Genomic DNA, 14,893 nt, shown 5'->3' with positions numbered 1-14,893 from the left:
CGACCCCAATCCGTGATCAACCTGGTGACGTGCCGCACTGGTCACCACCCGACCGTTCACCCACAATGGCTGTGGGGCGTCTGCACCCCTGCTTGGAGCTGCCATGGACTCCCGGTCACGCGTCAGCGTCGTGGGTGCCGCCACGACGGTCGCTGTCGTGTGCGCGTTCGCCCTGACGGGCGGGCCGGCCAGGGCGGACGCGGCGCCGACCGACCTGCCGACGCCGAGTGACACGATCACCATCACCAGCCCGGCCACGGTGACCGCACTCGGCGGCCAGGGCGGCGAGACGCTCGCGGTGACCGCGAACTCCACCACGGCGCTCGCGTCGATGAAGGTGCACCTCGACGACGCCACGACCGGAACAGATACCCTCGACCTGACCATGACCGGGCCGGCCGGCGGGGCGCAGCCTGGCTCGAGCATCTGGACGAGCGGCACGCTCAGCACGGCGACCCTGCCGCTCGGCAGCTACTTCATCACCGTGGACGCCGCCGACGCGGGCGGGACCTCGGTCACCGGCGTCCCCGCCGGCACGCTGCCCTTCCAGGTCACCCCGCAGATCACGCCCGGCCAGGTCAGCACCGTCCTCAGCTACACCAACCAGCATCCGGTCATCGCGGGCACCGTCACCGAACTGGCGCCAGGCGCCACCCAGGCCACGCCGTACACCGGCCCGCTGGTGCTGCACGACCCGGTTGAGGGCGACATCCACCTGACCACTACCGCGGCCGGCGGCTACAGCGCCACCCTGGCGCACCCGGCCGCCGGGGAAACGATCACCGCCGAAATCCTCGCCACGCCCGCGACCAAGGGCGCCGCCGCGGCCCCGGTGACGCTGACCGCGCAGCCAAGCCAGCTGCGGCTGTCCGCCAGGCTGTCCGCCGCGAAGGTCAGGTACGGCGCCAAGGTCACCGTCTCGGGCACCGTCGGCTACGCGTCGGGTCACACCGTGGTGCCGCTGGCCGGCCAGCGGGTGCACATTTCCGCAAGCAGCGGACATCCGCCCCTCAGCACCAGCACCGACAAGTCAGGCCACTTCACCGCCGCGCTGCCAAAACTGGCGGCGAGCACGAACTGGACCGTCCAGGCAGGCGGTGGCCAGTTCCTCACCAGCGTGACTGTCAGGCTGCCGATGACCGTCGAGCTGCCCACGGCCATCACCGGCTTCAGTGCCACACTGAACCCGCTCTGGCAGGTCACCGTCCGCGGCTGCCTCGGGCTCGCGCCGAAGACGCCCGGCTACCTGCCGTCGCTGGAGGGCCTGGTGATCCAGTACTCCCCGGGACCGCACGGACCATGGCACGCGCTCGGCGCGGTTCCCGCGCAGAAGAGCTCCCTGTGCGGCAACGGCGGCAGGACGTTCAGCGCGACGTTCACCGCGCTGCGCAACTACGCGTATTACCGGGCGAGCTTCGGCGGCTCCACCAGCAGCAAGGACGGCGTGACCAGCCACGACCCGGCCACCGCGTTCCTGTCCTCGCTCAGCGCGACCAAACTGGCCTGGAAGTACGCGGACCGCTTCGACCAGGTGAAATTCACCCCGCACCGCGTGCCCAAGGGCGGGAAGCTGACCGTAACGGGGAAGCTCGAGACCTATACCGGCGGCAAGTGGCGGCCGCTGGCGCACCAAATGGTGCAGATCATCCTGAAGCCACACGGCAGCAGCGGCTGGTACTGGATCGTCAAGGTAAAGACGGGAGACTCCGGCGGATTCTCCGCGACGTTCGCCGACCCGGTGACCGCCACCTGGTCGACGGAGTACCTCGGCGACGCGAAGCACCTCGCGACGGTCGGGCCGATGGTCGGGGTGACCCTGGAGGATTGACAGTAAGCGGGTCAATCCATAGCGAAACCGGCAGCTGCCAGCAGCTCCTCGGCGGCGGTCAGCGGGTCGGAACTGCCGTCCGCCACCCGGGCGGCCAGCTCGTCGGGGACCGTCAGCCGACGGGCGACCACGCCGAACGCGAGCGCTGTCACCTCGTCGCGCGCCCTGGCGAGCCGCCGCCTCGCCCGTTCGCCGCTCGCGTCGAGCCAGGCGTCGTGCTTGTCGAGCGCCGCGACCAGGTCCTCGACGCCGTCGCCCGCGGTGGCCACCGTGGGCACGATCGGCGGCTTCCATTCCCCCGGCGCGAGCGCCACCGCCGCCCGCAGGTCGCGCAGGGTCGCCTGGGTGTCCGGGCGGTCCGCCTTGTTCACCACGAGCACGTCGGCGACTTCGAGCACGCCCGCCTTGGCGGCCTGGATCGAGTCGCCCATCCCTGGCACGACGAGCAGCACGGTGCTGTCGGCCGCCGAGGCGATCTCCACCTCGGCCTGGCCGACGCCGACGGTCTCCACCAGGATCACCTCGAAGCCGGCCGCGGCGAGCACCCTGATCGACTGCGGCGTCGCGGCGGCGAGGCCGCCGAGCTGACCGCGGCTGCCCATCGACCTGATGAACACACCGTCGTCGGTGGCGTGCTCCTGCATCCGGATGCGGTCGCCGAGCAGCGCGCCGCCGGTGAACGGCGATGACGGGTCGACGGCGAGCACCGCCGTGGTGGCGCCCCTGGCGCGGAACGCGCGCACGAGCGCGCTTGTCACCGTGGACTTTCCCGCACCCGGCGCGCCAGTGAGGCCGATCACGCGGCTCGCAGTCGCCGGCGGCTTAAGGTCCCGCAGCACCGAACGGGTACGTGGGTCCCCGTTCTCCACCCACGAGATCACCCGGGCGAGCGCGCGCCTGTCCCCGGCCTGAACCAGGCCCGGGATGTCGCCTGCGTTCAGGGCAGTACTCTTCCCGTTCGCCGCCGCGCGCTGAACGCTTTGGCTCACTGGGGGCTCGCTCAGACCTTGAGCAGCAGGGCGGAGCCCTGGCCGCCGCCGCCGCACAGCGCCGCCGCGCCGAGGCCGCCGCCGCGGCGGCGCAGCTCGTTGATGAGCGTGAGCGCGATCCGCGTGCCCGACGCGCCGAGCGGGTGGCCGACCGCGATCGCGCCGCCGTTCACGTTCACGATGTCCGGGCTGACGCCGAGCTCGCGCATGGAGGCGATGCCGACCGCGGCGAACGCCTCGTTGATCTCGATCAGGCTCAGGTCGCTGACCGCGAGGCCCGCCTTGCCGAGGGCCTTGGCGATCGCGCCGGACGGCTGGTGGTGCAGGCTGTTGTCCGGCCCGGCGACCGTGCCGAACGCGCCGACCTCGGCGAGGATCGTCGCGCCAAGTTCCTCGGCCTTCTTGCGGCTGGTCACGATGACCGCGGCGGCGCCGTCGGAGATCTGCGACGAGGAGCCGGCGGTGATCGTGCCTTCCTTGCCGAAGGCCGCGGGCAGCTTCGCGAGGGACTCGGCGGTGGTGTCGCCGCGGATGCCCTCGTCGGACTTGAAGACGGTCGTCTCCTTGCGCGACTTGATCTCGACGGGGACGATCTCGTCATCCATCAGGCCGTCCTTGGCGGCCCGCGCGGCCCGCTGCTGCGACCGGGCGGCGAACTCGTCCTGCTCCGCGCGGCTGATGTCCAGCTTGCCGTTGAAGCGCTCGGTCGACTCGCCCATCGACAGGCCGTCGAACACGTCGGTCAGGCCGTCGACGGCCATCGAGTCGAGCATCTCGACCGCGCCGTACTTGTAGCCCTTGCGCGAGTTCTTCAGCACGTGCGGCGCGTTGGTCATGCTTTCCATGCCGCCCGCGACGATCACGTCGAACTCGCCGAGCCTGATCAGGTCCGCCGCCTGGGCAATCGCGTCAAGACCGGAAAGGCAGACCTTGTTGACCGTGGTGGCGGGAACCGTCATCGGGATGCCCGCCTTCACCGCGGCCTGCCGTGAGGTGATCTGCCCGGCGCCCGCCTGCAGCACATGGCCCATGATCACGTACTCGACCAGCTCCGGACTGACGTTCGCGCGGTCCAATGCGCCCTTGATGGCGAACCCGCCGAGGTCGGCGGCGCTGAACCCGGCGAGGCTGCCGAGCAGGCGCCCGATCCCCGTCCGCGCTCCGCCGATGATCACTGGGTCACGGTCGCCCATGGGGCCTCCTGCCATCCGGAAATGCGTACCTGCGTTACTGCATGCGTCCATCTCTATGTCAACATACCCATCATGCTGTTGCGAATCGATCATGTGGGCATCGCCTGCCGGTCGCTCGAGGCCGCCATCGAGCGGTACACGAACGTGTTCGGGCTCACGGTGGTGGCGGAAGAGACCAACGAGGAGCAGGGCGTCCGCGAGGCGATGCTCGCCACCGAGTCGGGTACCTCGTACGTTCAGCTGCTCGAGCCGCTGTCGCCAGGCACCACCGTCGGGAAATTCGTCGAGCGGCGCGGCGAGGGAATGCACCACGTCGGATACGCGGTCGCGGATGTGACGGAGGCACTCGCGGAGATCGGCGCGACCGGCGTCCGGCTCATCGATTCGCGGCCCCGGCACGGCTCGATGGGGGCGTCAATCGCGTTCTTGCACCCGGCCGATCTGGGCGGTGTTCTGACCGAGCTGGTCCAGCCTCGGGCGGATTCGTGACATCTTGGGGGACTTCGCCGGTCTTGTGAGGTGCGTGAAACGTGATCTTCCGGACTGGATCAAGTGGCCCAAGAGGGGCATGTGACGCCTAAACTTTTATGCTAGGTGACATCAAAGCCGCCAGCCGGGATTCTGCCTGAGCAGTCCATCGAAGCACCCGCAGACCCCCGCGAAGGCGGAGTAGATTGCCTTTCATCGGCGAGACCAGCACCCCGCCCTCCGGCCTTGCCTGCCGTCCCCGTCTAGCTTGGATTAGGCCCATATGCAATCGGACATCGACGCTCAGCTGACCAGCTTCTTCGAAGAGACCCCGCCGCGTGATTTCGCCAAGGTCATGCGCGGTTACGATCCGCACCAGGTCGACGAACACATCCGTCAGCTCGCCAACGAGGTGCGGCGGCACCAGGAGGACGCACTTGGCGCGCGGCGTGACCTTCAGGACGCGCAGCGGCAGATCCAGGAGCAGGAGCGGCCGACCTATTCCGGTCTTGGCGCACGCATTGAGCAGCTCCTGCGGCTCGCCGAGGAGCAGGCCACCGAGCTTGTGCAGGCTGCCCGCTCCGAGGCCAACGAGATCAAGGCGGCCGCCAAGGTTGACGGCGCCGAGCTGCGGGCCGCGGCCGAGAACGAGGCCGCGGAGCTGCGCGCCAACGCCAAGCGCGAGACCGACGACGTGCGCGGTGCCGCGGAGCGCGAGGCCGACTCGATCCGCACCACCGCGCGGCGCGAGTCCGACGAGCTGACCTCCACCACCGAGCGGGAGGTCGCCAAGCTGCGCGCCACCGCGGACCACGAGGTGGCGGAGAAGCGCGCCTCCACCGAGCGGGACATCGCCAAGCTGCGCACCACCACCGAGCGCGAGGTGGCACAGCTCAAGGCGGCGGCCAAGCGGGAGCGGGACGAGATCCTCACCACCTCCAAGCGCCAGGCCGATGAGATGCGGTCCCAGGCGCAGCGCATCCTCGAGGAGAGCGAGGCGCAGCGGGCGCAGGCCGAGGCGGAGTTCGAGATCCAGCTCGCCGCCCGCCGCGAAGAGTCCGAGCGCCAGGAGGCCGAGCGGCTCTCCGCCGCGCAGGCCGCAACGCAGAAGCTGGTCTCCGAGGCCGAGCAGCGCGCGTCCACCGCCGAGCAGCGGGCCGCCAAGGCCTCCGCGCAGGCCGACCAGACCCGCCGCGACGCCGACCAGCACGCGCGTCAGCTCGTGTCGAACGCGAAGAAGAACGCCGACCAGATCGTCGCCCAGTCCAAGGCACAGGCTGATGCGGCAATCAGCGAGGCCAAGACCGAGGCCGAGCGCCGCAGGCTCACCGCACAGCGCGAGGTCGAGGAACTCACCCGCCAGAAGGACAACATCACCACCCACCTCGCCCAGGTGCGGCAGCTGCTCGGCGGACAGCTCGGCATCCAGCTGCCTGCCGACCCGGCCGTCACCGCCGCCCCGGTCAAGCCGGCCGTGGAGAGCGCGCCCGTCGGCAACGGCGCGGCCTCCGCGCCGATCGCCCGGCCGGCCGGCAACGGCGCCCCTGCCGCCGCCCATCCCACCGCGGCGAACGGCGACGGCAAGAGCGAAGAGGACTGGTGGACCGAGTAACGTCACCCAAGACGGGACTTGAGGGCTAGTTGAGGCCCCCGGCTGTTTCAGCCGGGGGCCTCAACGCTTTCCTGGCTCCGGTCGCCGCCCTTGGTTCGGGCAGCGTTGCGACAAGCGGCTAGAAGAGCGTTCCCTCGCGCACGATGCCGCGCATCGCGTCGTAGTCCAGCACCACGCACCGGATGCCGCGATCCTCGGCGAGCGTGCGCGCCTGCAGCTTGATCGTCTGCGCGGCGAGCACGCCCTGCACCGGCGAAAGCAGCGGGTCCCTGTTCAGCAGCTCCAGGTACCTGGTGAGCTGCTCCACCGCGTCGATGCCCGCGTGGCGCTTCATCTCGATGGCGACGTGCGCGCCCGAGTCGTCGCGGCACATGATGTCGACGGGGCCGATGGGCGTGGGGTACTCGCGGCGGATCAGCCGCCAGCCGTCGCCGAGCAGGTGCAGCTGCTCGGCGAGCAGCTCCTGCAGGTGGGCCTCGACGCCGTCCTTGACCAGGCCCGGGTCGATGCCCAGGTCGACGGAGGTGTCGGAGACGGTCTCCGTGATGGTGATCGTCAGCGTCTCGCCTGCCTTGTTGGTCACCGTCCACTTGCCGGGCTCGTCGCCGGCCGCCGGGTGCTCGGTCAGCCGGCAGGGCGGCGACATCCAGTTGAGCGGCTTGTAGGAACCGCCGTCGGAATGGACGAGCACGGACCCGTCGGCCTTCACGATGAGGAGCCGGAGGGCGGACGGGAGGTGGGCGGTGAGCCTGCCGTCGTAATCGACGCTGCACCGCGCGATGACGAGTCGCACACAGGCACTTTAGTGGGACTAGCGGCCGCTCGCGATGCGTTGCCACTAGCAGACCATTGCCCCCGCATAGCTGGATAGGCTGTATCGCCGTGAGCCCGCGCAAGACCCGGAAAGTCCGGCCCGCCGTCCCGTCCGCGCCCCTCGGCCCGGAACGGATCGAGGACTGGCCGGACGGCGACTGGATCGTGCGTCCGGTGCCCGGCGCCGCCGCGACCAAGCCGTACCGCTGCCCGGGCTGCGACCAGGAGCTCTACCCCGGGGTTGCGCACGTCGTGGTGTGGCCGACCCACTCGGGCGCGACGGCGCGGCGGCACTGGCATACGGTGTGCTGGCAGCGCCGCCTGCAGCGCAGACCAGGATGAGACAACGGGAGATTCGGTGACCGACATCAGGGCCATGACGGTGCTGCCCGCCAGGCGGGCACCCATCACGCTGACCACGGCGGACGGCCTGCGGCTGATCGGCGAGCTGGCGCTGCCCGCGGACCGCGACCCGGCGGGCACGCTGGTCTGCCTGCACCCGCTGCCCACGCACGGCGGCATGATGGACAGCCACGTGTACCGCAAGGCGGCGGCGCGCCTGCCCGCGCTGGCGGACCTGGCCGTGCTCCGCTTCAATACCAGGGGCACCATCTCGGACCAGGGCAGGAGCGAGGGGGAGTTCGGCGGCGGCGAGACCGAGCGGCTGGACGTCGAGGCCGCGGTCGGCTACGCGGTCGCCGCGGGCCTGCCGGACGTCTGGCTGCTCGGCTGGTCCTTCGGTACCGAACTGACGCTCAAGTGGGGCCTGCTGCCCGGTGTCACCGGCGGCATCCTGCTGTCACCGCCGCTGCGCCGGGCCACCGACGAGGACCTGGACCGCTGGGCCGCCTCGGGCAGGCCGCTGACCGCACTGGTGCCCGAGTTCGACGACTACCTGCGCCCCGACGAGGCACGGCAGCGCTTCGCCCGGGTGCCCAAGGCTACCGTGATCGGGGTGGACGGCGCCAAGCACCTGTGGGTGGGCGAGAACTACGTCCGCATCGTGCTCAGCGAGATCGTCCGCACCGTCAACCCCGCCGCCCTGCACGGCGGGACGCTGCCGACCACCTGGGACGGGGAGTAGACGGCCAGGCGGGTCAGCGGGCCGGGGTGGCGGCTAGCTTGGGCGGCGCGGGGGGCTGAGTGGGCTGGGGATCCTCGAGCAGCCAGTCGATCTCTACCTCTTCGCCGCCGACGTTCACGGTGTCCCACGGGCCGCTGGCGACCAGGGTGTGCAGCAGCGGGGCGGCCAGTGACTCCAGGTGAGTGCGGAGGGTGGCGTCATCGGGCAGGCCGTCGATGCGGGACGCGAGCCGGTCCCTGATCTGGGTTACCCGGAGCAGCAGCTCCTCGAGATCGGCCTCCGGGTCGAAGTGACCCTCGTCGCCCTCGGTGATGCCCTGGGCGATGATGTCCTTGATCGCGCGGAAGTTGCCGTCTTCGTCCGCGGTGACCATCTGCAGCCACGCCCGGCTCTTGTGCCGGTACTGCAGCATGGACATCACCGCCTCGTGCCTGGTGAAGTCGGCCTCCCGCAGCGTCGTGCCGCGCCGCGGCCTGGCCAGGCACCGTGCCAGCGAGATCGCCGAGGCCAGCCCGCTGTTCAGGCCGCGGCCCGGCCAGAAGTGGATCGCATTGGCCGCGTCGCCGAGCAGGAAGCCGAACGTGCCAGGCGTCGTGGCGGTCGGCGGGTACAGCCGGACGGAGAACCTCGGCCGCTGCACCATGTTCAGCTGGAAGCCGGTCACCGCGGTCAGGTTCTCCGGCGGGACGCCGAACAGGGCGAGACCCTCCTGCACCCGCGACCAGAACGCGGACCCGCGCAGCAGGGCGGGCAGGAACAGCGTGTGGTGCGTGCCGCACATGAAGTCGCCGCGCGGGCCGAGCTCGAGCAGGCAGGGCTCCGACTGAATGCAGCCGCTGAACGTCTGCTTGATGGGGTTGATGCCGACCGCCTCGTTCGCCTCCTGGTCGGTGAGCCGCATGTTCAGGAAGCCCTCGCCGTTCAGCGAGTTGAGCAGGAACCGGTTCTGCGACACGGTGAGCAGCACCGCCATCGGGTCGGGCAGCAGCGACTTCACCCGCAGGCCGAGGACCATGTCGGACAGCTGCTCGCCGTCAAGCCCGTACAGGCTGAAGTCGGCCGCGCCGAACTTGGGCTTGTAGTAGGAGAACGTCCGCGACCTGCTGCCCTCGCAGATCGCCAGGACGTGCTGCTTGACCGTCTCGCTGGCGGCCGACTCCGCGTCGTAGGGCTCGGGGATGAGCTCGATCTGGCCGCGCTTCTTGTTGGCGAGCTCGAGCAGCTGGTCCTCGATGTAGGCGATGCGGATGTTGCGCGGGCCGACATTGTTGACCGAGTCCGGCCCCGACGGCCACATCTCGGTGTAGTTGCCCGGGGTGAACAGGCAGTCCTGCATTTCCTGCGGCATCTTGAGGAACTGGCGGCTCTGGATGGTCACCACCTGCATGCGGCGGACGTTGCCCTCGTCGTGACCCTTCCATACCACCTTGCGGCCGTCCCGCTTCCAGCGGCCGTTGTATATCCTGATCGCCACCTTGGGACCCATGAGGTCGGCGAGGATCAGCGCGAAGGCCAGGCCGACAGGCCCGCCGCCGCTGACCGTGACCCGCAGGACAGGCTCCGACTTGACCGCCTCGGTGATCCGCTTGGTGTTCGCCGCCACGGTCACCGCGCCCGCGTCGATCGCCTCGAAGGTGAACCGGTGGTGCGCGATCTCGATCTCATCGCCGGGCCGCAGCCGCTCAGCGCCGGTGATGAGCACGCCATTCACCCGGGTGCCGTTGGCGCTGCCGCGGTCGGCGACCACGAAGCCGTCGGCCTCCTGGCGCAGTTCCGCGTGCACCCGGGAGACCGCGGGATCGGAGATGACGATGTCGTTATCCTCGCCGCGCCCGAAGGTGACCGGCGAGTCGCCGACAGGAAATCGCTGTCCGGCAAGATCGCCATGGATTCCAACGACAGTAGCTTTCACCGCGCATCTCCCGTCCGCCGGTTAGCACGCCCGATATTTCCCGCCGGTACGGTATCGCCCGCGTCCGCCCGTCTCCATGCTTACGATGTCTCGTTTCCGCGTCAATATCCCGCCGTCGAACACCCTGTTACGCGCGCATTATCCGGTAGCGAATGATCACGAGATCGCCGAGGCGGCGGACGTCTTCCAGGGTCATCGGAGCGTCGGGATTCTGCGGATAATGTGCGGGCATGGCGAATCGCGGTGCCGTTTTGTCGCCGACGAGGAATGGGGCGATCGCCAGCCGGAGTTCGTCGGCCAAGTTTCCCGCCAGCAGGTCGCGCGCCATTATGGCGCCGGGTTCCGCGAGGAGAGTAGCCACCAACCGTTCGGAATGAAGATCGGCCAAGACGGCGGCGACGGACGGCTCCGCGCCCGCGTCGATGACGACCGCCGCACCGCCGAGATTCCGCTTCGCCGCCGGCACGGCGGCGGACGCGGCGTAGACGAGGGGAGTGCCTGGGCCGGCGAAGAAGCGGGCGGCCGGGTCGATGTCGCCGGTCGTGGTCAGCGTGACGCGCAGCGGGTGCGGCGGCCTGCCCGCCCGCTCCCGTGCGGCCACCCGCGCGGGGTCGCGGACCAGCAGTCGCGGGTTGTCGGCGCGGATCGTGCCGGCGCCGATCAGGATCGCATCGGCGCGGGCGCGCAGTTCGTCCACCTCGTCGAGGTCCTCCGGGCCGGACAGGATCAGCCGCTCTGGCGATCCGTCGTCCAGGCAGCCGTCGACGGAAACGGCGCAGCTCACGATCGTGTACGGGCGGTCGGGCACGGTCCTTACGGTACTCCGGGCGTCCCACGAGCTGCTCTTGTTCGCCCGGGCGGGGCCGATACACTCGCGTTTGTTGCGATCGGCCCCGCTCGGGTGAACAGCGGGGGGTACGGGGGGTCGTCCCCCGGGAGATACTGGGGACATGGCAGGTTCTGCGGTTTCGCCCACGGTTCCGTCGTGGGGCACGGTGCGTGAGACGTTCGAGTCGGTAAACCCGGCGACCGGCGAGGTTCTCGCCACCTACGGGATAGACGGTGAACGTGAGGTCGCCCTCGCGGTGCGCCGCGCCCGGTCGGCGGCGGCCTGGTGGGGCGGGCTGTCCTACGCGGACCGGCGGCTGCGGCTGCTGGCGTGGAAGTCGCACCTCACCCGGTACATGGGGCGTCTGGCGCAGCTGGTGCACGACGAGACGGGCAAGCCGCTGGACGACGCCACGCTGGAGATCGTCAACACGATCCTGCACCTGGACTGGGCCGCCAAGCACGCGCGGTCCGTGCTCAAGCCCCGTCGAGTGTCCACCGGGATCGCCATGCTCAACCAGTCGGCTTCCGTGGAATACCAGCCGCTCGGCGTGGTCGGCGTGATCGGGCCGTGGAACTACCCGGTGTTCACCCCGATGGGCTCGATCGGGTACGCGCTCGCCGCGGGCAACGCCGTGGTGTTCAAGCCGTCGGAGCTGACCACCGGTGTCGGGCAATGGCTGGTGCAGTCGTTCGGCGAGGTGCTCTCCGAGGTGTTCGGCGACACCGAGCCGGTGCTGCAGCTCGTCACCGGGCTCGGCGCCACTGGCGCGGAGCTGGCCAAGTCGGGCGTGAACAAGCTGGCGTTCACCGGGTCCGCGCCCACCGCGCGCAAGGTGCTCGCCGCCGCCGCGGAGACCCTGACCCCGGTGCTCGCCGAGTGCGGCGGCAAGGACGCGCTGCTCGTCGCGGCCGACGCCGACCTGGACGCCGCCGCGGACGCCGCGGCCTGGGGAGCCATGTCCAACGCCGGGCAGACCTGCGTCGGCGTGGAGCGGGTCTACGTGGTCGAGTCGGTGTACCACGCGTTCCTCGACAAGCTGTCCGACCGGGTGTCGAAGCTGCGGCCCGGCGACGACGCGTCCGCCACCTACGGGCCGATGACGCTGCCCGGGCAGGTCGACGTGGTGGAACGGCACCTGGCCGACGCGACGGCACGCGGGGGCCGCGCACTGTACGGCGGGCTCGACTCGGTGCGCGCGCCGTACGTCACGCCGGTGGTGCTCGTGGACGTGCCAGAGGAGAGCGCAGCGCAGCGCGAGGAGACCTTCGGGCCGGTGGTTACCGTCACCCCGGTGGCGTCGCTGAACGACGCCGTGCGGCTCGCCAACGCATCGCCGTACGCGCTCGGGTCCTCGGTGTTCACCAAGGGGCGCCGGGCCGGGCTGCGCGCCGCGCGCGCCCTGCGGTCGGGCATGACCTCGGTCAACTCGGTGATCTCGTTCGCCGCGGTGCCCGCACTGCCGTTCGGCGGCAGCGGCGAGTCCGGGTTCGGCCGGATCCACGGCGCCGACGGCCTGCGCGAGTTCTCCCGGGCCAAGTCGATCACCAGGCAGTGGATGAAGCCGGTGGTGCTCACCACCAGCTTCCGCCGGACATCGGACGACATGGACCGGATCGTCAAGCTGGTCACCGTGCTGCACGGCCGCCTGTACCAGCCGAAGAGGCGGCGCGGGTAAGGCGCGGATAAGCGGTTGCTGCTTAGCCCGCGGCGGACGGGGCCGCCGGTACTGTCTCCGGGTCTCGCGGTGCAAGCGGGGCACGGCCGGCGATGAGGTCGGCCGCCCGCTCCGCGATCGCGATCACCGGGGCGTTGGTGTTGCCGCGCGGCAGGGTCGGCATGACCGACGCGTCGACGACGCGCAGGCCGTTAATGCCGCGGACGCGCAGCTGCGGGTCGGTCACGCTGTCGTAGCCGCTCGCCGACTTCGCCACGTCGCCGCCCATCGCGCAGGTGCCCGCCGGGTGATAGACGGTGACCACCGAGCCGCGGATGTAGTCGCGCATCTCGTGGTCGGTGTTCACGCCGTCGCCCGGCGCCAGCTCGGCCGTGCAGATCTTGGACAGCGGCGCGGCGGTGCCGTAGTCGCGGGCCATCCGGACGCCGACCGCGAGCGCGTTGAGATCGCGTACGTCGGACAGGTAGCCGGGGTCGATAAGCGGCCGGTGCCGCGGGTCGCGCGACGCGAGCCTGATCCTCCCCCTGCTCGCCACGTCGACCAGCGTGACAAGCACCGTCATCGCGCGCCGGGCCGGGTCGGTCAGCCCCTGCTCGCGGTAGCCGACCGGCAGCACGTGCCACTGCAGGTCGGGCGCGGACAGCCGGGGGTCGCTGCGGGCAAAGCCGCCGGCCTCGGCGATGTTCGAGGTGAGCGGCCCCTTGCGGGTCAACTTCCAGCGGGCGACACCGCCGTTGCCCGTCGACTCCCACAGCCCCTTGACGCCCGGTGTGGACCACAGGACGGGCACGCCCGGGTGGTCGATCAGGTTGGCGCCCACCGAGGGCATGTCGTCGATCACGTAGACGCCATGCTCGCGCAGCTGATCGGCCGGGCCGATGCCGGAGAGCATCAGCAGCTGCGGCGTGCCGATCGCGCCCGCGGCCAGCACGATCTCGGCCTCGGCGCGCGCCGTCTCCTCCCGGCCCTCGTGCCGGTAGGTCACCCCCGCGGCCCGGCCACCCTCGATGACAAGACCAGTGACGAACGCGCCGGTGATCACGGTCAGGTTCTGCGGGCGGGTGGCCAGGTAGGCGTCGGCCGCGCTGCACCGCCTGCCGTCCCGCTGCGTCACCTGGTAGAAGCCGACGCCGTCCTGCTGCGGCCCGTTGAAGTCGTCGTTGCGCAGCGCGCCGCGCCTGGTGGCCGCCTCGATGAAGTTCTCGGCGTGCGCCGACTTGTGCCGCAGGTCCTGCACCGCGAGCGGGCCGCCGGTGCCGTGATAGGCACTCGCGCCGCGTGCGTTGTCCTCCGCGCGCAGGAAGTAGGGCAGCAGGTCCCTGAAGCCCCACCCGGTGCACCCGTACTCGTCGCGCCAGGTGTCGTAGTCCGCCCGGTTGCCCCGGATGTAGATCATGGCGTTCATCGCCGATGAACCGCCGAGCACCTTGCCGCGCGGCCAGTAGACCGGGCGTCCGTCCGCGCGCTCCTGCGGGAGCGTCACGTAGTTCCAGTCGTACTGGCTGCGGAATAGCCGGCTGTAGGCCGCGGGGATGTGCACCTCGTCGATGGCGGTGGCCTCCGGCCCGGCCTCGAGAAGCAGCACCCGGGTGCCCGGGTCCTCGGCGAGCCGCGCGGCCACCACGCAGCCCGCGCTACCGCCGCCGACGATCACGTAGTCGAACACAGAAGAAACCCTATCGGGCGAAACGAGGGCCTATGCGAAGAACCGGAGTCCGGCGGGCCCCCGAGAACCGCCGGACCCCGGTGTTGGCGCATGTGACTACCGAGTGTCACTTTCATTGCCCTCTTGTATGTACCTCCGGCTCTATACCCAGGTAAATGCAGGGATCACACATGACTTCAGATTACTTAGCGTAACTACGCTACGGTGGCTCCATGACCGACGACAGCCGCGACACCCCGGTCGTGCTCTCCAGGATCTACACCAGGACCGGCGACGAGGGCACCACGGGACTCAACGACGGCTCGCGGGTCGCCAAGACCGACAGCCGCCTCGCCGCCTATGCCGAGACGGACGAGGCGAACTGCGCCATCGGCGCCGCGGTCACCCTCGGCGCACTACCCGGCGAGATGGTCACGCTGCTGCGCAGGATCCAGAACGAGCTCTTCGACTGCGGCGCCGACCTGGCCACTCCCCTGCCGGAGACGCCGCCGCAGTACCCGCAGCTGCGCATCGACGAGAGCTACCTGACCGCGCTCGAGTCGGCCTGCGACGAGTGGAACGCGGACCTGCCCGTCCTGCGGTCGTTCGTGCTGCCCGGCGGCACACCGGGCGCCGCGCTGCTGCACACGGCGCGGGCCGTCGTCCGGCGCGCCGAGCGGACCGCCTGGGCCGCTGTCGCCGACCAGGGCGACCCGATGAGCCCCTGGCCGGCCAGGTACCTGAACCGGCTGTCCGACCTGCTGTTCATCCTGGCCCGGGCAGCCAACGAAGGCGACGCGGGCACCGGCGACGTGCTGTGGCGTCCCGGCGGCGACCGCTGA

At 70.6% G+C, this 14,893-nt stretch carries 13 protein-coding genes; 7 read left to right on the top strand and 6 right to left on the bottom strand.

Annotated features, from left to right (window positions below; genetic code table 11):
- Window positions 1-103: 103 nt before the first annotated feature.
- Window positions 104-1,828 (top strand): hypothetical protein, encoded by a 1,725-nt coding sequence (locus EAS64_RS17985; RefSeq protein WP_145854140.1) that lies wholly within the window; start codon window positions 104-106, stop codon window positions 1,826-1,828.
- An 11-nt stretch (window positions 1,829-1,839) separates the two neighbouring features.
- Here EAS64_RS17985 and meaB read toward each other — a convergent pair whose 3' ends face one another.
- Both meaB and EAS64_RS17975 read right to left on the bottom strand, forming a co-directional pair.
- Window positions 1,840-2,769 (bottom strand): methylmalonyl Co-A mutase-associated GTPase MeaB, encoded by a 930-nt coding sequence (gene meaB / locus EAS64_RS17980; RefSeq protein WP_222849444.1) that lies wholly within the window; start codon window positions 2,767-2,769, stop codon window positions 1,840-1,842.
- Window positions 2,770-2,828: 59 nt separating this feature from the next.
- Window positions 2,829-4,010 carry an acetyl-CoA C-acetyltransferase gene (locus tag EAS64_RS17975; RefSeq protein ID WP_145854138.1) on the bottom strand — a complete coding sequence of 394 codons (1,182 nt, stop codon included), beginning with the start codon at window positions 4,008-4,010 and terminating at the stop codon, window positions 2,829-2,831.
- A 72-nt stretch (window positions 4,011-4,082) separates the two neighbouring features.
- Between EAS64_RS17975 and mce the strand changes: the two genes are divergently transcribed.
- Entirely contained in the window at window positions 4,083-4,499 is a 417-nt protein-coding gene (gene mce / locus EAS64_RS17970) for a methylmalonyl-CoA epimerase (protein WP_145854137.1), read from the top strand.
- Between the two features lie 262 nt (window positions 4,500-4,761).
- Window positions 4,762-6,090 carry a DivIVA domain-containing protein gene (locus EAS64_RS17965; protein WP_145854136.1) on the top strand — a complete coding sequence of 443 codons (1,329 nt, stop codon included), beginning with the start codon at window positions 4,762-4,764 and terminating at the stop codon, window positions 6,088-6,090.
- Window positions 6,091-6,208: 118 nt separating this feature from the next.
- On the opposite strand, the gene nucS is transcribed toward EAS64_RS17965, so the two are convergent.
- Entirely contained in the window at window positions 6,209-6,883 is a 675-nt protein-coding gene (nucS, locus tag EAS64_RS17960; RefSeq protein WP_145854135.1) for an endonuclease NucS, read from the bottom strand.
- Between the two features lie 89 nt (window positions 6,884-6,972).
- On the opposite strand from nucS, the gene EAS64_RS17955 reads away from it, so the two are divergent.
- On the top strand, window positions 6,973-7,245 hold the full coding sequence (locus EAS64_RS17955; RefSeq protein WP_187365985.1) for an Rv1322 family protein: 273 nt from the start codon (window positions 6,973-6,975) through the stop codon (window positions 7,243-7,245).
- Between the two features lie 34 nt (window positions 7,246-7,279).
- Entirely contained in the window at window positions 7,280-7,987 is a 708-nt protein-coding gene (locus EAS64_RS17950; protein ID WP_145854874.1) for an alpha/beta hydrolase, read from the top strand.
- Between the two features lie 13 nt (window positions 7,988-8,000).
- On the opposite strand, the gene EAS64_RS17945 is transcribed toward EAS64_RS17950, so the two are convergent.
- On the bottom strand, window positions 8,001-9,899 hold the full coding sequence (locus EAS64_RS17945) for an FHA domain-containing protein (RefSeq protein WP_222849387.1): 1,899 nt from the start codon (window positions 9,897-9,899) through the stop codon (window positions 8,001-8,003).
- 127 nt (window positions 9,900-10,026) lie between these two features.
- A complete protein-coding gene (locus EAS64_RS17940) occupies window positions 10,027-10,707 on the bottom strand; it encodes a RibD family protein (RefSeq protein ID WP_246115737.1) in 681 nt (226 codons plus the stop codon).
- Between the two features lie 142 nt (window positions 10,708-10,849).
- Here EAS64_RS17940 and EAS64_RS17935 point away from each other — a divergent pair, with 142 nt between their 5' ends.
- Window positions 10,850-12,406 carry an aldehyde dehydrogenase family protein gene (locus EAS64_RS17935; RefSeq protein ID WP_145854134.1) on the top strand — a complete coding sequence of 519 codons (1,557 nt, stop codon included), beginning with the start codon at window positions 10,850-10,852 and terminating at the stop codon, window positions 12,404-12,406.
- Window positions 12,407-12,428: 22 nt separating this feature from the next.
- On the opposite strand, the gene EAS64_RS17930 is transcribed toward EAS64_RS17935, so the two are convergent.
- Window positions 12,429-14,072: a GMC family oxidoreductase gene (locus EAS64_RS17930; RefSeq protein ID WP_145854133.1), complete on the bottom strand. Its 1,644-nt coding sequence runs from the start codon at window positions 14,070-14,072 to the stop codon at window positions 12,429-12,431.
- Between the two features lie 212 nt (window positions 14,073-14,284).
- Here EAS64_RS17930 and EAS64_RS17925 point away from each other — a divergent pair, with 212 nt between their 5' ends.
- A complete protein-coding gene (locus EAS64_RS17925) occupies window positions 14,285-14,893 on the top strand; it encodes a cob(I)yrinic acid a,c-diamide adenosyltransferase (RefSeq protein ID WP_145854132.1) in 609 nt (202 codons plus the stop codon).

The organism is Trebonia kvetii, from assembly GCF_007827045.1.
In the GTDB taxonomy this organism is placed as follows: domain Bacteria; phylum Actinomycetota; class Actinomycetes; order Streptosporangiales; family Streptosporangiaceae; genus Trebonia; species Trebonia kvetii.
Note: the sequence above shows the minus strand (reverse complement) of the source record. Positions and strands in the feature narration are given on the sequence as shown.